This is a genomic window from Micromonospora aridisoli (genome assembly GCF_056150025.1).
Genome location: NZ_JAXCFK010000001.1, coordinates 394,748 through 413,554, shown reverse-complemented (window position 1 = coordinate 413,554; position 18,807 = coordinate 394,748). Strand labels below are relative to the sequence as shown.

The window sequence follows — 18,807 nt, the reverse complement described above, 5'->3', positions numbered from 1 at the left end:
GTCATGACCAAGCGCAACCAGGCGGTCGGCGGGTACGGGGAACGCTGCGCCGTACGGCACCTGATCGAGGCGGGCCTGCGCCCGGTGGTTCGCAACTGGCGCTGCCCCGCCGGAGAGATCGACATCATCGCCTGGGACGGGCGGGTGCTCGCTTTCTGCGAGGTGAAGACGCGGCGGACCACGACCTTCGGCAGCCCTGCGGAGGCGGTGGTGCCGCGCAAGGCACGCCGGCTGCGCGGGCTCGCCGCCGCCTGGCTGGCCGCCACCGGCACCACCGCCGACGAGGTCCGCTTCGACGTCATCTCGGTGCTGCTGCCCCGCAGCGGTCGGGCACGCATCGAGCACGTCAAGGACGCGTTCCGATGAGCGAGCGCCGCGAGCGAATCATTCGGCTCAGTGCGGTGGTGCCTCATCGCGGCGCCGAGCGCAGCGAGGTGGCGCGATGAGCTACGCCCGGGTGCTCTGCGTCGGCCTGGTCGGAGTGACCGGGCACCTCGTGGAGGTGGAGGTGGACCTCGCCCCCGGACTGCCCGGGGTGGTGATCTCCGGGCTGCCCGACACCGCCCTGCACGAGGCCCGCGACCGGGTCCGGGCCGCGGTGGTCAACTCCGGCCAACGGTGGCCGAACCGCCGGATCACCCTCAACCTGTTGCCGGCCACCCTGCCCAAGTTCGGGTCCGCGTTCGACCTGGCGATCGCGGTGGCGCTGCTCGGCGGTTCCGGCGAGCTTCCGCTGCTGCCGTTGGAGGGTGTGGCGGTCCTCGGCGAGCTGGGACTGGACGGCACCGTGCGACCGGTCCGGGGGGTACTGCCGATGGTCGCCGCCGCAGCCAGGGCCGGCGTCCAGCGGGTGATCGTCCCGGCCGGCAACACCGCCGAGGCGGCGGTCGTGCCCGGGCTGCTGGTACGCGGCGTGGACACCCTGCACCGGTTGGTCACCTTCGTCCGCGACGGCAGCCCGTTGATCGAACCACCCACCGACGCCTCGCCCGCTGCCCCGCCCGGCCCCGACCTGGCCGAGGTGGCCGGGCAGGGCCTCGGGCGACGTGCCCTGGAGGTCGCCGCTGCCGGCGGGCATCACCTGGCCCTGATCGGGCCCCCGGGGGCGGGCAAGACGATGCTCGCCGAACGCCTGCCGTCGATCCTGCCGGAGTTGGACGACGAGGCCGCGCTGGAGGTGACCGCGCTGCACTCGATCGCCGGGCTGTTGCCGCCGGGTGGTCGGCTGATCCGTCGCCCGCCGTTCCAGGCCCCCCATCACACCGCGACCGTTCCCTCCATCGTCGGCGGCGGGTCAGGGCTTGCCCGCCCGGGTGCGATCTCGCTCGCCCACCGCGGGGTACTGCTCATGGATGAGGCACCCGAGTTCAGCAAGGCGGCGCTGGAGGCGCTGCGCCAACCGTTGGAGCACGGCCGGGTGCTGTTGACCCGTAGCCGGGGCGGAGCCGAATATCCCGCCCGCGCACAGCTGGTGCTCGCCGCCAACCCCTGCCCGTGCGCGAACCCGGCAGGTGACGACCGCTGTGAGTGTCCCCCGTTGACCCGCCGCCGCTACCTCGGCCGGCTCTCCGGTCCCCTGCTCGACCGGATCGATCTCCAGGTGCGGCTGCCGCCGATGCGGGCGGCCGAACTGATGGAGACGGCCGATCACGAGTCCTCCGCGGTGGTCGCCCGGCGGGTGGCCGCGGCCCGGCAGGCGGCGATCCGACGCTGGGGGCCGCTGGGTCGGCGGCTCAACGCCGAGATACCCGGTCCGGTTCTGCGTCAGGCGCCGTGGCGGTTACCCGGCCGGGACACCGTCGAGCTGCGGTCCCGGCTCGACTCCGGGTCGCTCTCCGCTCGCGGATTCGACCGGGTCATCCGACTCGCCTGGACGATCGCCGATCTCGACGGCCGGGCACGCCCGAACGCGGGGGACGTCAGCGAGGCCATCACGTTGAGGACGGGAGAGGGCGCGTGAGCACCCACGAGGAGTCGACCCTGGCGCGGGTGGCGCTGACCTGGCTGGCGGAGCCGGGCACCCGGTCGGTGCACGGGCTGGTCGACGAGTTCGGCCCGGTGGGCGCGCTGGATCTGCTGCTCGACGGTGGCGCGCCGCAGCAGTCGCTACGCGAATCCGTGGCGGCACGCAACCGGGCCGGTGACGCCCGGGCGGTCGCCGCCGAGGCGTTGCGCCGAGCCGATCGGCTCGGTGTCCGGGTGGTCATCCCCGGCGACGACGAGTGGCCCGGCACGGTCGAGCACCTGCGCAACCTCCACCTCTCCGACGCGCGCCGCCGGGTTGACGTCGAAACCGCCCCGCCGCTCTGCTTCTGGGTACGGGGGTCGTGGCCACTGGCCGAGGCGCTGGACCGCTCCGTCGCGGTGGTGGGGGCGCGCGCCGCCACGGCGTACGGCACCCATGTCGCCACGGATCTGGGTTACGGCCTGGCGGACCGGGACTGGACGGTGGTCTCCGGCGGCGCGTTCGGCATCGACGCCGCCGCGCATCGTGGGGCGCTCAACGCCGGCGGGCTCACCGTCGCGGTGCTCGCCTGCGGCGTGGACCGCGCCTACCCGATGGGAAACGCGGCTCTGTTCGACCGGATCGCCGACACCGGTCTGCTGGTCAGCGAGTGGCCACCCGGCGCGGAGCCGCTGCGTCCCCGCTTCCTCATCCGCAACCGGGTGATCGCGGCGGGCACCCGCGGCACCGTGCTGGTGGAGGCGGCGGCCCGCAGCGGCGCTACGCAGACCACCCGGCGGGCCATCGCCCTGGGTCGACCCGCGATGGTGGTACCCGGCCCGGTCACCTCGGCGATGTCGGTCGGCGCCCACGAGGTGCTGCGGGAGCACTCGACGGCGCGGCTGGTCACCGGCCTGGCGCAGGTACTGGAGGAGGTGGGCCGGATTGGCGAGCTGGCTCCGGTGCCGCGTGGGCCCGAGCGCCCCGTCGACCTGCTCGACGACGACGCCCGGGCGATCGTGGAGGTGATGCCGCGACGTGGTCGGGTCGGCGTGGACGCTCTCGCCGCGCGGGCGGGACTGGCCGTTCGCACGGTGTTGCGCAAGCTGTCCATGTTGGAGGAGATGGCGCTGGTGGTACGCCGGGACGACGGCTACGCCCTGGTCGTTCCGAACGGCCGGTCCACCAGGCCCCGTCCGCCCGGTTGACCGTGGCGTCCGCTCGCCGTCGACGCGTGCCGCTCGTAGGCTTGATCTCGTGGCAGGAACGGGCGCGCAGGGACCGGTCGCCAACGGCACCCGGGCGATGCACGCGGCGCTGCCGCAGTCCTTGCGGGAGGCGGTGGACGAGTTCGCGCGACACCTGGCCTCGGTCCGCAACCGGTCGGCGCACACGGTACGGGCGTACGCCGCCGATCTGGTGTCCCTGCTGGACCACGCCCATCGGACGGGCTGCACCGAGGTGGCCGAGCTGAGTCTGGACACGGTGCGCAGCTGGTTGGCCCGGCAACGCACGACCGGTGCCGCCCGCACCTCGCTGGCCCGCCGGGCGGCCACGGCCCGGACCTTCAGCACCTGGGCGCACCGGACGGGCCTGCTGCCCACCGATGTCGCCGCCACGCTGGCCAGCCCCCGACCACGCCGGGTGCTGCCCACGGTGCTGCGTCCGGAGCAGGCGACGCTGCTCGTCGAGACACCCACCGGGCATCGGTCCGCGCCGCCGTCCGTCGCCCCGGCCGCCGCCACCGTTCCGCCGGTCCCCGACGGTACGCCCGTCCCGGAAGCGGCAGAGCGCGCCGGGGAGGCGGTGCGGCTGCGCGACCGGATGCTGCTCGAACTGCTCTACGGCACCGGGGTACGGGTCAGCGAGGCGTGCGGAATCGACACGGCCGACGTCGACCAGGGTCGGCGGGTCGTCCGGGTACGCGGCAAGGGTGGCCGGGAGCGGACGGTGCCGTACGGGCTGCCGGCGCAGCGCGCCCTGGACGACTGGCTGCGGCACGGACGGCCGGTGCTGGCGGTTCCCGACTCCCGCGACGCGCTGCTGCTCGGTGCCCGGGGCGGTCGGCTGCACCCGACGACCGCCCGCCGGATCGTCAGCGGTTACGCCGAGGCGGCGGGACTGCCCAGGATCAGCCCGCACGGGCTGCGTCACTCGGCCGCCACCCACCTGCTGGAAGGCGGGGCGGACCTGCGGGCGGTGCAGGAGCTGCTGGGGCACTCCTCGCTGGCCAGCACCCAGATCTACACGCACGTCTCGGTAGAACGGCTCCGGGCGGCCTACCGGCAGGCCCACCCGCGCGCCTGACGAGCGCGGCGGCGGTCAGGCGACACCCGGCTCACGTTCCTCGCCGGTCGGATCCCGGTCGACGGTTACGATCATCGAGTGAGCGTCCCGCCGCCCGAGCCGATCATGGGTGCCCGTCTGCTCTTCTCCCTCGACCCGGCGGTCAGTCACCTCAACCACGGTTCGTTCGGGGCGGTACCGATCGTGGCGCAACGGGCCCAGCAACGGTTGCGTGACGAGATGGAGGCCGACCCGCTGCGGTTCTTCACGCGAGGGCTGGCCGACCGGATCGCGCACACCCGCCGGCATCTGGCCAGCTTCCTCGGGGCCGACCCCGACGGCACCGCGCTGACCACGAACGCCACCTCCGGTGTCGCGGTGGTGCTCCAGTCCCTCGGACTGCGTGCCGGTGACGAGGTGCTGACCACCGACCACGGTTACGGTGCGGTCGACTTCTCCATCCGCCGGGAGTGCCGCCGCACCGGGGCCACGCACCGGGTCCTGCGGGTGCCGCTGACCGCCACCGACGAAGAGGTGGTGCAGATCGTGCGGGCCGGGCTACGTCCGGGCCGTACCCGCCTGCTGGTGGTCGACCAGCTGACCTCGGCCACGGCCCGGCTGTTCCCGGTCGCCGCGATCGTCGGGGTGGCCGGGGAGCACGGCGTACCGGTGCTGGTCGACGCCGCGCACGCTCCGGGCATGCTGCCGGCGTCGGTACGCAGCATCAGCGCCGACTTCTGGGTGGGCAACCTGCACAAGTGGGGGTACGCCCCGCGCGGCACCGCCGTACTCGTGGTGGCACCGCCGTGGCGGGAACGGATCGAGCCACTGGTGGTCTCCTGGGAACAGGACTCGGGCTTCCCGACTCGCCTGGAGTGGCAGGCCACGTCGGACTACACCGCCTGGCTGAGTGCTCCGGCGGGTCTCTACACGCTGCGCAGCCTCGGCGTCGACCGGGTACGCGCGCACAACGCCGGGCTGGCGGCGTACGGGCAACGGGTGGTGGGGGACGCGCTCGGCGTGCCGCCGGCCGACCTGATCGACCCCGGCGGACCGACGGTCGCCATGCGACTGCTCCCGCTGCCGGCGGGCCTCGCCACGACCCTGGACGGTGCCCGGGCGTTGCAGATCCGGATCGCTGAACGGCTCGCCACCCAGGTCGCCGTCATGACCTGGGACGGGCGCGGATGGCTGCGGCTGTGCGGCCAGGTCTACAACGCGCCCGAGGAGTACCAGCGACTCGCCGTCGGACTGCCCGGTCTGCTCGCCCAGCGCTGAGCGGCCGCCCGCCGCCGGCCGCTCGCCACCGCCCCCGCCGGCCGCTCGCCGCCCGCCCGCCGGTCGCCCGCCGGTCGCCGCCCGCCCGCCGCCGGTCGCCGGTCGCCGGTCAGCGGTCGGCGGTCGGCGGTCGGGATCTCACCGAGGGGCAGCAGCCGGGCCCGCCCGAGGCCGAGCAGGGCCAGCGGATCGAGATAGTCCGGCCCCTGGCGCAGCCCCCAGTGCAGGCACGCGGCGGCGGGACAGCCGACGTGTCCGGCCAGCAGCGTGCCCAGGGCGGCACCGGCGGGCACCGCGGTGCCCGCCGTGACAGCTGGTTGGACCGGTTCGTAGGTGGTGCGCAAGCCGTCGGCGTGCCCGACGGTGACCACCGGTCGACCGGCCACCATGCCGGCGAACAGGACCGTGCCGGCACCGGCTGCCCGGATCGTGGCGCCAGCAGGCGCGCGCAGGTCGACCCCCCGATGGCCGGACAGCCACGGCCGGGGCGGTGGATCGAATCTGCGTGCCGGCCGTGGCACGCCGTCGACCGGCCACCGGAAGGATCCGACGCTGCCCGCCCCCGGGGCGACGGGCACCAGCGCGGCGGACAGCACCGGCTGACCGCCGACCGGCCCGGACCGAGCCGGCCGGGGCGGCGCCGACCCGGACGGTGCCATCCCGGGCGGTGCCAACCCGGGCAGGACCGGGCCGGGCGGTGCGAGCAGCAGTAGCGTCGTGAATCCACCGAGTATCGACATCCGTGGTCGCATGCCGTCGAGCCTGGCCGGGACGACTGTCCCCCGCCGCCCCGAACGATCTGCCTGTGGACGGCCGGGCGTGCTGTGGACAGTCCACCCACGACCTGGACGATCTGTTATGGGGCGACCGTCGCCCGGGCCCTGTCCTAGGCTTGGGACGTGACGCGCGACTGGTACGACTGGCACGAGCGCTACGGGGATCCGGATTCGTCGCTGTCGCGGCGGCTGGCCGAGATACGTCGGCGGATCGGTGCCGTGTTGGACGAGGCACCGCCGGGGCCACTGCGGGCGGTCAGTCTCTGCGCCGGGCAGGGTCGTGACCTGATTCCCGTGCTGGCGGCCCATCCGCGCGGGGGTGACGTCACCGCCCGGCTGGTCGAACTGGAACCGCGCAACGTGGACCTGGCCCGGGCCGCCGTCCGGCAGGCAGGGCTGTCCGGGGTCGAGGTGGTGTGCGGCGACGCCTCCCGCACCGACGCCTACGCCGGGCTGACGCCGGCCGACCTGGTGCTGGCCTGTGGCATCTTCGGCAACATCTCGGACGCGGACGTACGGGCCACGGTCCGGCACTGTGTCTCGCTCTGCGCCACTGGCGGGGTCGCCATCTGGACCCGGCACCGGCGGTCGCCGGATCTGTTCCCGACGATCTGCGAGTGGTTCACGGAGGAGGGGTTCGAGCCGGTCTGGGTGAGTTCCCCCGCGGACGGGATCGGGGTGGGTGTGCACCGTTTTGTCGGCACGCCCCGGCCGCTGCCGGTCGATACGACGATGTTCGAGTTCGTCGGGCCCCCGGCGGCCGCCGATCATTGACCGTCGGCTCGAATGCACAGTGGACGCGCGGTGGCGTGGACGACTGCGGCGGGTGGGGGTCCGCCATCGCGCCGCCCCTCGGGGCAGTGGGCGCTCAGCCGCCGAAGCCGGAGTCCGCGGGCAGGGAGATGTCCGGCTTCTCCAACTCCTCGACGTTCACGTCCTTGAAGGTCATTACCCGGACATTCTTCACGAAGCGGGCAGGGCGGTACATGTCCCAGACCCAGGCGTCGTGCATCTCGACCTCGAAGTAGACCTCGCCGTCGGAGTTGCGGACGTGCAGGTCGACCTGGTTGGCCAGGTAGAACCGGCGCTCGGTCTCCACCACGTACGAGAACTGACGGACGATGTCGCGGTACTCCCGGTAGAGCTGGAGCTCCATCTCGGTCTCGTACTTCTCGAGATCTTCCGCGCTCATCGCACTCCGCCTTCCATGACCACATCTTCCCCCACCGGCGCCGGAGGCCGAGGCTGCTCGCCCAACGCCACGCCGACGGTACCCCCTGCGGCGCCCGAGCGCTCCATCGGCTCGTCCGGGCTTGCGCCCAGCGGTCGTCGGGAGCGCGGTGGCCGGTCGTCGAGACCGGAGACGGCGGCCACGTTGACGTACGAGTAACGGTGCTCCCGGCACGGCCCACGCTCCCGCAGCGCGGCGGTGTGCTCCGGGGTGATGTAACCCTTGTGCTCGGCGAAGCCGTAGCCGGGATGCTCGGCGTCCAGATCAACCATGATCCGGTCCCGGGTCACCTTGGCCAGTACGCTCGCCGCCGCCACACAGGCGGCCACCCGGTCGCCCTTCCACACCGCGAGCCCGGGAACGTCGAGGCCGTCGACGCCGAACCCGTCGGTCAACACGTACTCCGGCCGGACCGTCAGCGAGGCCAGCGCCCGCCGCATCGCGGCCAGATTGCACACGTGCAACCCACGGGCGTCGACCTCGTCGGCCGGGATGACCACCACCGCGTACGCCAGGGCGCGCTCGACAACCTCGTCGTGGACCCGTTCCCGGCTGGCCGGGGTGAGCAGCTTGGAGTCGGCCAGGCCGTCGATCTCGCCCCGCCGTCCCTCCGGCAGCACCGCGGCGGCGGCCACCAGTGGCCCCGCGCAGGCACCGCGACCGGCCTCGTCGGCGCCGGCGACGTAGCGGAAACCGCGCCGTTGCAGGGCCCGCTCCAACGCGTAGAGCCCGGCTTCGCGGCGTACCACGGTGCGGGGCGGGGTCAGCATGCGCTGCCCCCGGTGCCAGCCGTCGTACCCGCCAGCGCACGGGTCAGCACCGCGGCGAGGTCAACCGGGTAACAACGCTCCTGGGTGCCGCTCAATTCGCGTGCCGACCACCAGCGGTGACCGTCGACGCTGCCGCGCTCCACCTCGCTGAAACCCGCCGTGTCGACCTCGTGTGCCGCCACCCGCACCAGGAAGAACTGCTGTTCCTGCCGATAGAACACGCCGTCGAAGGAGAACTCGGTGACGTCGGCGTGCACCGGCCGGCCGACGTCGGCCACGGTCAGTCGCAGCCCGGTCTCCTCGGCCAGCTCGCGGACGGCGCCCTCGGCATACGTCTCCCCCGGGTCCAGTCCTCCACCCGGCGTGAACCACCACCGTCCGCGCTCCGGGCAGGCGGGATCGAAGCCACGGAACAGCAACAGCCGGCCGGCCGCGTCGACCAGGAGGACGCGAGCGGCGCGCCTCGGGGTGTAGACGGTCACCGCACCAGACTGCCAGACGCGGGCGACGTCGCCTACGCCCGGCACCACCGGCTCGGTCCACCACCCACACGGCCGTCGCTACGGCGCGGAGGACCGGGACCGGTCAGGGCTTCGGAATCGCGTCGAACTCATCCGGCACGGTCAGCAGGGTGGCCCGGTCGAACGGCCAGAAGATCGTGAAGGCCCGGCCCACCACGTCCTTCTCGGGGATGGTGGCGGACTGGATGTTCTGCCCGGACTGCTGGTAGTGCTCCAGCGAGTCGCCGGAGGCGGACCGGTGGTCACCCATGACCCAGAGCCGCCCCTCCGGCACCTGCACGTCGAACTCCTGGTCCGCCGGCCGGTCCCGGTGACCGTCCACCGAGAAGATGTACGGCTCGTCCAGCGGCGTGCCGTTGATCAGCAGGCGGTCCTGGTCGTCGCAGCAGACAATCCGGTCACCCCCGACGCCGATCACCCGCTTGATGAAGTCCTCCCCGGCGGGGTTGCCACTCCACTCCAGCGGCGCCTTGAAGACGATCACCTCACCGCGATGCGGCGACCGTGCGTGGTAGACGAGTTTGTTGACCAGCACCCGATCGTCGATCTTGAGTGTGTTCTCCATGGACGGCGAGGGGATGAAGAAGGTCTGCAGCACGAAGGCGCGCACCAGCACCGCGACCACGATCGCCACCCCGAGGAGGATGGGCAGTTCCTTCCAGAAGGAGTGGCGCGGCTTGTCGGTCTGCTCGTCAATCACGGGAGGAGCCTACGTTGCCCGACCGAGTGCCACCGTCCGGAACGCGCGAGAACGGATAGCGTGGCCGCAATCGGGAGAAGCAGGACCACACCCCCCTCCGTGGTGGGGCGCACCGGGGCGGCCCCGCCGGTCGCCGCCGGAGGCGGTGCCACGGTGGCGAACGTCTCGGGCACCGGCAGCGAGTGCCACCGATCGGACGGCCAGACCACCGCGAAGGCCCGCCCCACGACGTTGTCGATCGGTACCGTGCCCTGACAGCGCGCGTCCTGCGAGACCAACCGGTGGTCACCGAGCACGAAGATCTGACCGGGAGGAACGACGATCTCCTCGAATCGTCGGGAGCGGCACTCCTGTGGGTTCGGCGGGAGATCCAGCGGCGAGTCGCGCAGCACGTACGCCGACTCGTCCAGCGGGGTGCCGTTGACCAGCACGCGTCCCTGATCGTCACAGCAGCTCACCCGGTCCCCGGGCAACGCGATGACGCGCTTGATGAAGTCCTTTTCGCCGGGACGGCCGACGCCGACCAGGTCGCCGACGGTGCGACCGAGCTTGTCGGCGAAACTCGTGGGAGGTTGGGTGTCCACCTGCGGTACCCACCGGTCGGTGCCCCGGAAGACCACCACCTCGCCCCGCTCCGGGTTCCGGACGTTGTAGACGACCTTGTTGACCACCACCCGGTCCCCGACGAGCAGGGTGTCCTCCATCGACCCGGAAGGAATGAAGAACGCCTGGAGCAGGAAGGTACGGATCAGCACCGCCAGGCAGAAGGCGACGATGAGCAGCAGTGGCAGTTCCTGCCAGAGCGGCATCTGCCGTTTTCCGCGCCGGGTGCGTCGGCGCCACGGATCGGCCGCTCCGCTGTCGTCAAGCGCCTGTACCACGCCCACTCCCCGGTCCGCAGAAACGACTACCGCCCGGGAGCCTCGACGAGGCTCCCCGGGCGGTAGTGGAGGTCGTCCGCCACACCGGGCGGGTCGCCGCACCGCTGCGCCCGTACGACCAGGGTAGTGCGGACTGGCCCGTACGACATACGCGCAGCTCGGGCGGCGTGGCGCAGCGCGAGGTCAGCTCGGCTGCTTCTCGCGCAGCTCCTTGATCTTGGCCTTCTTGCCCCGCAGCTCACGCAGGTAGTAGAGCTTGGCACGGCGGACGTCACCGCGGGTCACGACCTCGATCCGGTCGATCGCCGGGCTGTTGATCGGGTAGGTCCGCTCGACGCCGACGCCGAAGCTGAGCTTGCGAACGGTGAAGGTCTCGCGCAGGCCGTCACCCTGGCGGCGGATGACGACGCCCTGGAAGATCTGCACACGGGACCGGTTGCCCTCGACGACCCGGGCGTGCACCTTCACGGTGTCACCGGCGCGGAAGTCGGGCAGGTCGGTGCGCTTCGACTGGGCGTCAAGGGCGTCCAGGATGTTCATCGCTGCGTCCTCGTGAGGCTCACGGCGCACCGTCACTCGGTGCGCGGATGGGTGATACTGATCCCCGGGTGGCGACCGGTGCGGACCGACGCCGGTCGGAGATCCTCGCAGCCGCCCACGGGCGCAGACGACTGCGGCAACCCCCCTACTTTGCCACATCCGGCCCGGGCACCTGAAATCCGGCCCGATCCAAGGCCGCCACGTCCCGTTTGTCCAGGCTCCGCGGGTCCAGCCCGGCGAGCATGTCCGGCCGGCGGTGACCGGTCCGCGTCAGCGCCTCGTCGCGACGCCAGCGGGCGATCCGGCCGTGGTCACCGGAGCGGAGCACCTCCGGCACCTCAAGGCCGCGCCACGTCGCCGGCTTGGTGTACATCGGCGCCTCGAGCAGCCCGTGCGCGTGGGACTCCTCGGCCAGCGAACCGGCGTTGCCGAGCACCCCGGGCAGCAGTCGGGTCACCGCCTCCAGGATCACCAGCACCGCGACCTCACCGCCGAAGAGCACGTAGTCACCGAGGCTGACCTCGGTGACCGGCATCCGGGTCGCCGCGTGGTCGAGCACCCGCTGGTCGATGCCCTCGTACCGGCCGCAGGCGAAGAGCAGGTGCGGCTCGGCGGCCAGCTCGTACGCCAGCGCCTGGGTGAAGGGCACGCCGGCCGGTGACGGCACCAGCAGCCGCGGCGGGGCCAGTTCCGTCGGCGCCAGGGCGTCCAGCGCCTCGCCCCACGGCTCGGGCCGCATCACCATGCCGGGCCCACCGCCGTACGGGGTGTCGTCGACGGTGCGGTGCACGTCGTGGGTCCAGCCACGCAGATCGTGTACGGCCAACCGCAGCGTGCCGTTGGCCCGGGCCTTGCCGATCAACGACAGGTCCAGCGGGGCGAAGTACTCCGGGAAGATCGACACGATGTCGACGCGCATCAGGGGTGCTCCGCCAGCTAGAGATCGAGCAGGCCGCCGGGCGGGTCCACCACGACGCGCCCCCCGGCGAGATCGACCTCGGGGACGATCGCCTTGACGAACGGAATCAGCGCCGTGCGTCCCTCGGGACGGCGCAGTACCAGCAGGTCGGAGGCGGGGGCGTGGTCGATCCGGGCCACCTCACCCAGCCGCTCGCCGGCCGTGGTGACCACGGTGAGCCCGACGAGTTGGTGGTCGTGGAACTCCTCCGGATCCTCCGGCGGGGCGACGTCGGCGCTGTCCACCCCGAGCAGGGTGCCGCGCAGCGCCTCGGCGACGTCGCGGTCCAACACCCCCTCGAAGGCGACCAGCAGCCGCCCCTGGTGCCAGCGGGCGGACTCGACGGTCAACCCGTCGGGCACCCGGAACGGCACGCCCGGACCATCCGGTGCCGGCTGGGCGGGGGCGAACCGCGTTTCGGGCTCGTCGGTACGCACCTCCACGGTGACCTCACCGCGGATGCCGTGCGGCTTGCCGATCCTGCCGACGATGAGCAGCATCAGTACGAGTCGACGATGTCGACGCGTACGCCGCGCCCACCGATGGAGCCGATCACCTGGCGCAGCGCCTTGGCGGTCCGGCCGGACCGCCCGATCACGGTGCCCAGGTCCTCGGGATGCACACGGACCTCCAGCCGCTTGCCCCGACGGGAGTCGACCATCCGGACGCGCACGTCGTCGGGGTGGTCCACGATGCCCTTGACCAGGTGCTCCAACGCCGGCCGCAGAGCCATGTCAGGCCTGCTCACCGGAGTCCGCGGCGGGCTGCTCCTCGGCCTTCGGGGTCTCCTCGGCCTTCGGCGCCTCGGCGGCCTTGGTGGCCTTCTTCGCCGGCTTGGCCGGGGTGTCGGCCACGCCCGCGGCGGCCTTCGCCTCGGCCTCGTAGGCCGCCTTGCGGTCGGCCCGCTCGGGAGCGACCTTCAGCGGCGGCGGGGCCGGCAGGCCCTTGAACTTCTGCCAGTCACCGGTCAGCTCCAGCAGCCGCTGCACCGCCTCGCTGGGCTGGGCGCCGACGGAGAGCCAGTACTGGACCCGCTCCGACTTGACCTCGATCACCGAAGGGTCTTCCTTCGGCTGGTAGATGCCGACGAACTCGATCGCCCGGCCGTCGCGCTTGGTGCGCGAGTCGGCGACGACGATGCGGTACTGCGGGTTGCGGATCTTGCCCATCCGCAGGAGCCGGATCTTTACGGCCACGGTTGTTTCGCTCCTGTTGCGATCTCACCGACCCGGTACGGGCGGTGTGCACGGGTGAGCGCCAACCGGCACAGTGGGGTTTGGGCCGGAGACTGCTCGGGTGGACTGGCGACGCGCCCGGGTTAGAGGGCGCCGGGCACGCGCCGGATACCAGCCAGCCATTCTGCCAGATCCCTCCGGGAACGCTCACACCGCACCGGCCAGGGTCACCCGAGGCGGGGCTTAGGTGACGAAAAACACAGCCGGCGCGTCAGCGGACCGGTGGTCGGTCCCAGCCCTCCGGCAGCCGGCCGGGGACCGTCCAGTGCGGCGGTGGGGTGTAGTCGCACCAGGTGCCGTCGAAGGGGAAGACGCCGGCCTCGGCCAGCGCGATCACCCGTTTACCCTCGGCGCGCACCGCCGCCTCGTCGGTCACCCAGTAGTGCTCCGGGAAGGCCAGACGCTCGACGAACTCGTCCTCGTCCTTCCACTCCCAGCTGCGGTCCGGGCGTACCCACACGTCAAGATCCTGGTCCACGATGTCGACGCCGGCCGGCCCGCCGTCGTCCCACCGGACGCCGGGTTCCTCCAGGTTGACGTACCAGCCGGCGAAGCACCCCCGCGCGTCCCGGAACCACCAGACGGAGTGGGCCGCGCCGGTGGGCAGGAACTTCAACAGCGGCGGACCGTTCCAGCGGCCCTGCGCCAGTCGGTAGGTCGGGGTCAGCCACTCGCGGAAGGGCACCGCCCGCATGCCCAGCCCGGCCTCGTTGACCTCACCGGCCACCGGCGAACCCTCGGCCACCCAGAGCAGCAGTCCGCGATCATCGTCGCTGACCACGCGGGCGGGCCGGACCCAGCCGATCCGCCCCCGCCGCACATTGCGGTGCACGACCAACCGACCCGGCTCGAACCTCACCTGCCGAACCTTACCGGCCATCGGCGGGCACGCCGCGCCACGACATCCGGCCGGCACCCGGCGGGATGCCACCCACCACGAGCGGCGGCACGCGCGCCGATGGCGAGGCGTTAAGAAGGGGCCCTTCCTCTACCGCAGGCGTTAAGAAGGGGCCCTTCCTTACATCTCAGTAGGCGCGGGCGAGGATGGCGATGAGGTCGGGCTCGTCCTCGGTGTCGGGGACGGAGCCGTCGGCGCGGAGCAGGCAGCGGACGGTGACGCCCTGGCCGTTGGCCCTGGCCTCGCCGTCGACGCCGACGGCCGACCACGGGACGCGGGCCCAGCCGGTGGTTGCCGCCTCCAGCGCCTCGTCCAGGGTTGCCACGTCGACCGTGCGCGACTCGCGGAAGGCCAACGCCTGGTCGTGCAGCGCCTGCTGGTCGGCGTCCAGCGCGGCGAGCACCGCGCCGACCACGTCCGCCACCGGCGTGGGAGCCTTCGAGCCGTCCGTACGGCGGACCACCACCGCGTTGCCGGCGGCCAGGTCGCGCGGGCCCACCTCGACGCGTACCGGATAGCCGCGCAGCTCGGCGTCGACGGCCCGGCGGCCGAAGGGCGTGTCGGTGCGGTCGTCGAGCGTGACCCGGACCCCGGCGTCGCGCAGCGCGTCGCGGAGCTTGGCCGCCGCCGCACCGACACCGTCGCCGTCCTTGACCACCATGACGTACGCCTGCACCGGCGCCAGCTTCGGCGGTACCCGCAGCCCGTTGTCGTCGCCGTGGCACATGATCAGACCGCCGAGCATCCGGGTCGAGGTGCCCCAGGAGGTCGTCCAGGCGTGCTCCCGGCCGCCCTCGGCCGAGGAGTAGCTGATGTCGAACGCCTTGGCGAAGTTCTGCCCGAGCTCGTGACTGGTGCCGAGCTGGAGCGCCTTGCCGTCGCCCATCATGCCTTCGCAGGTGTAGGTGGCGGTCGCCCCGGCGAAGCGCTCGCGGGCGGTCTTGAGCCCGACCACCACCGGGATGCCGAGCACGCTCACCATCAGGTCCTCGTACGCCTCGTGCAGGATCTTGCGGGCGTAGGCCCGGGCGTCTTCCCGGGTGGCGTGCGCGGTGTGCCCCTCCTGCCAGAGGAACTCACTGGTCCGCAGGAACACCCGGGGGCGCAGCTCCCACCGGACCACGTTGGCCCACTGGTTGAGCAGCAGCGGCAGGTCCCGGTAGGAGTCGATCCACTTGGCCATGAACTCGCCGATGACCGTCTCGCTGGTGGGGCGCACCACGACCGGTTCGGCGAGCTGCTTGCCACCGCCGTGGGTGACCACCGCGAGTTCCGGCGAGAAACCCTCGACGTGCTCGGCCTCACGCTTGAGGTAGCTCTCCGGGATGAACAGCGGAAAGTACGCGTTCTCCGCCCCGGCCGCCTTGATCCGGTCGTCCATCTCGGCCTGCATCCGTTCCCAGATGGCATAGCCGGCCGGCCGGATCACCATGGTCCCCCGCACCGGCCCGTTGTCGGCCAGCTTCGCCTTGGCGATGAGGTCCTGGTACCAGCGAGGAAAATCCTCCGCCCGGGGAGTAAGCACGCGCGCCATGACCGCACATCCTATGCGCCCGCTCCAGCACCACTCCCACCCAACCCGCACCCACCCCGTTGATCAAGAAGTTTGCGTCGTCCGGACGGCCGGACCCCGACGAAACTTCTTGATCAACCGCAGCCGGGCGGGGGGTGGGAGTGGTCAGGGGAGAGGGAGGGGGTGGGCGCGGAGGATCAGGTGGGTGGGGGCGCGCAGGGCGTTGAGGTCCTTGCGGGGGTCTTCGGAGTAGATGGAGAGGTCGGCCAGGCCGCCTTCGACCAGTCCCGGCAGGCCCAGCCAGGCACGGGCGGCCCAGGAGGCGGCGGCGAGGACGTCCAGCCTGGACATGCCGGCCTGTTCGTGCAGCAGGAGCATCTCGTCGACGGCCTGGCCGTGGTCGATGCCACCGCCGGCGTCGGTACCGACGTAGATCGGCACACCGGCCTCGTACGCGGCCCGCACCACCTGCGGGAAGCGGTCCCGCAGGGCGAGCATGTGCTCGGCGTACCCGGGGAACTTCGCCCGCGCCTGGTCGGCGATGCCGCCGAAGGTACGGATATTGATCATCGTCGGGATCAGCGCGGTACCCTGCCGGGCCATCAGGTCGATCAGGTCGAGGCTGAGCCCGGTGCCGTGCTCCACCGAGTCCACCCCGGCCCGGACCATGATCTCCACCGCCGACTCGCTGAAGGTGTGCACGGCGGCGCGTACCCCGGCGGCGTGCGCGGCGGCCACGGCGGCGGTCATCGTGTCGGCGTCCCAGGCCGGTGCCAGGTCACCGACGTCCCGGTCGATCCAGTCGCCGACCAGCTTCACCCAGCCGTTGCCGGCGGCGGCCTGTTCCGCCACCGTCGCGGCCACCTCGGCGGCACCCACCTCCACACCGATGTCGCGCAGGTACCGCTTGGGCGGCGCCACGTGCCGGCCGGCGCGGATCAGCCGGGGCAGGTCGGGCTCGTCGTCCAGTTCCGGGTACGGGAAGGGTGAGCCCGCGTCCCGGATGGCCAGCACGCCCGCGTCCCGGTCCACCCGGGCCAGCGCGCGGGCCTGGTCCAGCGAGGTGATCGGCGCACCGCCCCGGGCGATGCCGATGTGGCAGTGTGCGTCCACCAGGCCGGGCAGGATGAAGCCGCCGTCGGCGACCGTCTCCGCGCCGGGCACCCGTTCAAAGGTGACCCGGTCGCCGACCAGCCACAGGTCGCGTACCTCGTCGTCGGGTAGGAGCACACCGCGCACATGCAGAGCCATGCGCACAGTCCTACCCGATCACTCCTCGTCGCGCGCGAGAAGCCCCGCTCGCCGCACGGTCAGCGCGGGCAGGTCCACCGACACCTTCCACGGGCGCTCACTGACGAAGAGGTCCTCGGTGTGGGTGACGACCTCGTATTCACCGCCCGGGCCGAGCGCGTACTCGGTCAACGTCATCTTCTCGTGCAGCGGGTCGACGACCCAGTACGACCGGACCCCGGCGTGGGCGTAGACCTTGGCCTTGTCGTACAGGTCGCGGAAGGTCGAGCCAGGCGAGATGACCTCGATGGCGAGCAGCGCGTCCTCGACCGGGACGGGCGAGCGGTTCGCGTGCTCGCGGCGGATGGCGACCACGTCGGGTCGGGGTTCGTTGCGCCGGTCGATCCATCACCCTAAGCGCCGACAACACCACCCGCCGTCACCGACACGCTCAGCGGGGCGGCTTGCCGTCCTTGCCGAACTTGTTGAAGTCGATCTTCGGCAGCTTGAAGCCCGGCGGCAGGCCCTGGCCGGCGGCCAGGTCGTCCGGGTTCATCCCCGGCGGCAGCTGCGGCATCCCGCCCGGGAAGCCACCCGGCAGCCCGCCCTGCACGCCACGGGTGCCGGCGCCGCTGCGCGGCCGGTTGCCGCCCTTGGTGCCCTTGCGCTTGTTCTTCGGGCTCTTGGTCGCCTTCCGCCGGCCGGCCCCGGGCAGGCCCATCATGCCGCCCATCTGCTTCATCATCTTCTGCGCGTCGGTGAAGCGGTTGAGCAGCTGGTTGACGTCCATCACGGTCACGCCGGAGCCGTTGGCGATCCGCGCCCGCCGGGAACCGTTGATGATCTTCGGGTTGGTGCGCTCGGCCGGGGTCATCGACCGGATGATCGCGGTGATCCGGTCGAAGTGCTTGTCGTCCAGCTCGGCGAGCTGGTCCTTCACCTGCCCCATGCCCGGCATCATGGCCAGCACGTTGGCGATCGGCCCCATCCGGCGCACCGCGATGAGCTGGTCGAGGAAGTCCTCCAGGGTGAACTGCTCGCCGCCCATCAGCTTGGCGGTCATCTTCTCCTTCTGATCGGTGTCGAAGGCCGCCTCGGCCTGCTCGATCAGAGTGAGGACGTCGCCCATGCCGAGGATCCGGCTGGCCATCCGGTCGGGGTGGAAGACGTCGAAGTCCTCCAGCTTCTCGCCGGTGGAGGCGAAGAGGATCGGCTGCCCGGTCACCTCGCGCACCGACAACGCGGCACCACCACGGGCGTCGCCGTCGAGCTTGGAGAGGACCACGCCGGTGATGCCGACGCCGTCGCGGAACGCCTCGGCGGTCCGCACCGCGTCCTGGCCGACCATCGCGTCGATGACGAAGATGACCTCGTCCGGGTCGACCGCGTCGCGGATGTCGGCGGCCTGCTGCATCATCTCCGTGTCGATACCGAGCCGACCGGCGGTGTCGACGATGACGACGTCCCGGGCGGCCCGCCGGGCGTGCTCGATGGAGGACTTCGCCACCTGCACCGGGTCACCGACCCCGTTGCCGGGCTCCGGAGCGTACACCTCGACACCGGCGCGGCCACCGAGCACCTGGAGCTGCCCGACGGCGTTGGGGCGCTGGAGGTCGGCGGCGACCAGCAGCGGCTGGTGGCCCTGGGCCTTGAGCCAGCGGGCCAGCTTGCCGGCGAGGGTGGTCTTGCCGGAGCCCTGGAGGCCGGCGAGCATGATCACCGTCGGCGGCTGCTTGGCGAACTGGAGCCGCCGCCCCTCGCCGCCCAGCACGGCGATGAGTTCCTCGTTGACGATCTTGATGATCTGCTGAGCCGGGTTGAGCGCCTGGGAGACCTCGGCGCCGCGCGCCCGTTCCTTGACGTTGCCGATGAAACCCTTGACGACCGGGAGGGCGACGTCGGCCTCCAGCAACGCGAGACGGATCTCCCGCGCGGTGGCGTCGATGTCGGCGTCGGTGAGGCGTCCCTTGCCGCGGAGCTTGGTGAAGATCCCGGAGAGGCGGTCACTCAAGGTGTCAAACACGCGAACATCCCGTTTGTCAGTG

General features: G+C 72.2%; 20 protein-coding genes and 2 pseudogenes. 6 read left to right on the top strand and 16 right to left on the bottom strand.

The window, feature by feature from the left end; all coding sequences use genetic code 11:
• Window positions 1-3 precede the first annotated feature (3 nt).
• The 5 genes from SM447_RS01885 (at window position 4) to SM447_RS01865 (ending at window position 5,509) form a co-directional block, all read left to right on the top strand.
• Entirely contained in the window at window positions 4-366 is a 363-nt protein-coding gene (locus tag SM447_RS01885) for a YraN family protein (RefSeq protein ID WP_474570945.1), read from the top strand.
• Window positions 367-442: 76 nt separating this feature from the next.
• Window positions 443-1,960: a YifB family Mg chelatase-like AAA ATPase gene (locus SM447_RS01880; RefSeq protein WP_474570944.1), complete on the top strand. Its 1,518-nt coding sequence runs from the start codon at window positions 443-445 to the stop codon at window positions 1,958-1,960.
• Window positions 1,957-3,153 carry a DNA-processing protein DprA gene (locus SM447_RS01875; RefSeq protein WP_474570943.1) on the top strand — a complete coding sequence of 399 codons (1,197 nt, stop codon included), beginning with the start codon at window positions 1,957-1,959 and terminating at the stop codon, window positions 3,151-3,153. The genes SM447_RS01880 and SM447_RS01875 overlap by 4 nt, the downstream gene beginning before the upstream one ends.
• Window positions 3,154-3,250: 97 nt before the next feature.
• Window positions 3,251-4,252, top strand: coding sequence for a tyrosine recombinase XerC (locus SM447_RS01870; RefSeq protein ID WP_474571236.1), 1,002 nt, complete (start codon window positions 3,251-3,253; stop codon window positions 4,250-4,252).
• A 78-nt stretch (window positions 4,253-4,330) separates the two neighbouring features.
• Window positions 4,331-5,509, top strand: coding sequence for an aminotransferase class V-fold PLP-dependent enzyme (locus tag SM447_RS01865; RefSeq protein WP_474570942.1), 1,179 nt, complete (start codon window positions 4,331-4,333; stop codon window positions 5,507-5,509).
• Window positions 5,510-5,652: 143 nt separating this feature from the next.
• Here the strand turns inward: SM447_RS01865 and SM447_RS01860 are convergent.
• Window positions 5,653-6,261, bottom strand: a pseudogene (locus SM447_RS01860) (murein hydrolase activator EnvC family protein); the annotation flags it as partial.
• A gap of 147 nt (window positions 6,262-6,408) precedes the next feature.
• Here SM447_RS01860 and SM447_RS01855 point away from each other — a divergent pair.
• The gene (locus tag SM447_RS01855) at window positions 6,409-7,059 is read left to right on the top strand and encodes a class I SAM-dependent methyltransferase (RefSeq protein ID WP_474570941.1); all 651 of its coding nucleotides are present in this window, start codon (window positions 6,409-6,411) and stop codon (window positions 7,057-7,059) included.
• Window positions 7,060-7,153: 94 nt separating this feature from the next.
• On the opposite strand, the gene SM447_RS01850 is transcribed toward SM447_RS01855, so the two are convergent.
• The 15 genes and pseudogenes from SM447_RS01850 to ffh all read right to left on the bottom strand — a co-directional run bounded on the left by SM447_RS01850 (window position 7,154) and on the right by ffh (window position 18,785).
• Complete coding sequence (locus SM447_RS01850) at window positions 7,154-7,477, bottom strand: DUF2469 domain-containing protein (protein ID WP_007075222.1); 324 nt, start codon at window positions 7,475-7,477, stop codon at window positions 7,154-7,156.
• On the bottom strand, window positions 7,474-8,286 hold the full coding sequence (locus SM447_RS01845; RefSeq protein WP_474570940.1) for a ribonuclease HII: 813 nt from the start codon (window positions 8,284-8,286) through the stop codon (window positions 7,474-7,476). Before SM447_RS01845 ends, SM447_RS01850 begins: the two co-directional genes overlap by 4 nt.
• Complete coding sequence (locus SM447_RS01840; protein ID WP_474570939.1) at window positions 8,280-8,768, bottom strand: NUDIX hydrolase; 489 nt, start codon at window positions 8,766-8,768, stop codon at window positions 8,280-8,282. Before SM447_RS01840 ends, SM447_RS01845 begins: the two co-directional genes overlap by 7 nt.
• Before the next feature lie 103 nt (window positions 8,769-8,871).
• Window positions 8,872-9,507, bottom strand: coding sequence for a signal peptidase I (gene lepB / locus SM447_RS01835; protein ID WP_474570938.1), 636 nt, complete (start codon window positions 9,505-9,507; stop codon window positions 8,872-8,874).
• A 9-nt stretch (window positions 9,508-9,516) separates the two neighbouring features.
• Window positions 9,517-10,388: pseudogene (lepB, locus tag SM447_RS01830) on the bottom strand (signal peptidase I).
• Window positions 10,389-10,571: 183 nt separating this feature from the next.
• A complete protein-coding gene (gene rplS, locus SM447_RS01825; protein ID WP_013732104.1) occupies window positions 10,572-10,928 on the bottom strand; it encodes a 50S ribosomal protein L19 in 357 nt (118 codons plus the stop codon).
• Between the two features lie 145 nt (window positions 10,929-11,073).
• On the bottom strand, window positions 11,074-11,847 hold the full coding sequence (gene trmD, locus SM447_RS01820; RefSeq protein WP_474570937.1) for a tRNA (guanosine(37)-N1)-methyltransferase TrmD: 774 nt from the start codon (window positions 11,845-11,847) through the stop codon (window positions 11,074-11,076).
• Between the two features lie 17 nt (window positions 11,848-11,864).
• Window positions 11,865-12,383, bottom strand: coding sequence for a ribosome maturation factor RimM (gene rimM / locus SM447_RS01815; protein WP_474571235.1), 519 nt, complete (start codon window positions 12,381-12,383; stop codon window positions 11,865-11,867).
• A 2-nt stretch (window positions 12,384-12,385) separates the two neighbouring features.
• Window positions 12,386-12,619, bottom strand: coding sequence for an RNA-binding protein (locus tag SM447_RS01810; RefSeq protein ID WP_013732101.1), 234 nt, complete (start codon window positions 12,617-12,619; stop codon window positions 12,386-12,388).
• Between the two features lies 1 nt (window position 12,620).
• Window positions 12,621-13,082, bottom strand: coding sequence for a 30S ribosomal protein S16 (rpsP, locus tag SM447_RS01805; protein WP_474570936.1), 462 nt, complete (start codon window positions 13,080-13,082; stop codon window positions 12,621-12,623).
• Window positions 13,083-13,332: 250 nt separating this feature from the next.
• Window positions 13,333-13,980: a ribonuclease FAU-1 family protein gene (locus SM447_RS01800; RefSeq protein WP_474570935.1), complete on the bottom strand. Its 648-nt coding sequence runs from the start codon at window positions 13,978-13,980 to the stop codon at window positions 13,333-13,335.
• A gap of 166 nt (window positions 13,981-14,146) precedes the next feature.
• Window positions 14,147-15,553 (bottom strand): proline--tRNA ligase, encoded by a 1,407-nt coding sequence (gene proS / locus SM447_RS01795; protein ID WP_474570934.1) that lies wholly within the window; start codon window positions 15,551-15,553, stop codon window positions 14,147-14,149.
• A gap of 144 nt (window positions 15,554-15,697) precedes the next feature.
• Entirely contained in the window at window positions 15,698-16,783 is a 1,086-nt protein-coding gene (locus SM447_RS01790; protein ID WP_474570933.1) for an amidohydrolase family protein, read from the bottom strand.
• An 18-nt stretch (window positions 16,784-16,801) separates the two neighbouring features.
• A complete protein-coding gene (locus SM447_RS01785; RefSeq protein ID WP_474571234.1) occupies window positions 16,802-17,167 on the bottom strand; it encodes a Uma2 family endonuclease in 366 nt (121 codons plus the stop codon).
• 46 nt (window positions 17,168-17,213) lie between these two features.
• Window positions 17,214-18,785 carry a signal recognition particle protein gene (gene ffh / locus SM447_RS01780; RefSeq protein ID WP_474570932.1) on the bottom strand — a complete coding sequence of 524 codons (1,572 nt, stop codon included), beginning with the start codon at window positions 18,783-18,785 and terminating at the stop codon, window positions 17,214-17,216.
• Window positions 18,786-18,807: the final 22 nt, after the last annotated feature.

Coding starts and splice junctions, on each gene's coding strand:
- SM447_RS01885 (WP_474570945.1), top strand. CDS start 4: ATGACCAAGCGCAACCAGGCGGTCGGCGGGTACGGGGAACGCTGCGCC.
- SM447_RS01880 (WP_474570944.1), top strand. CDS start 443: ATGAGCTACGCCCGGGTGCTCTGCGTCGGCCTGGTCGGAGTGACCGGG.
- SM447_RS01870 (WP_474571236.1), top strand. CDS start 3,251: ATGCACGCGGCGCTGCCGCAGTCCTTGCGGGAGGCGGTGGACGAGTTC.
- SM447_RS01850 (WP_007075222.1), bottom strand. CDS start 7,477: ATGAGCGCGGAAGATCTCGAGAAGTACGAGACCGAGATGGAGCTCCAG.
- SM447_RS01845 (WP_474570940.1), bottom strand. CDS start 8,286: ATGCTGACCCCGCCCCGCACCGTGGTACGCCGCGAAGCCGGGCTCTAC.
- rplS (WP_013732104.1), bottom strand. CDS start 10,928: ATGAACATCCTGGACGCCCTTGACGCCCAGTCGAAGCGCACCGACCTG.
- trmD (WP_474570937.1), bottom strand. CDS start 11,847: ATGCGCGTCGACATCGTGTCGATCTTCCCGGAGTACTTCGCCCCGCTG.
- SM447_RS01810 (WP_013732101.1), bottom strand. CDS start 12,619: ATGGCTCTGCGGCCGGCGTTGGAGCACCTGGTCAAGGGCATCGTGGAC.
- proS (WP_474570934.1), bottom strand. CDS start 15,553: ATGGCGCGCGTGCTTACTCCCCGGGCGGAGGATTTTCCTCGCTGGTAC.
- SM447_RS01790 (WP_474570933.1), bottom strand. CDS start 16,783: ATGGCTCTGCATGTGCGCGGTGTGCTCCTACCCGACGACGAGGTACGC.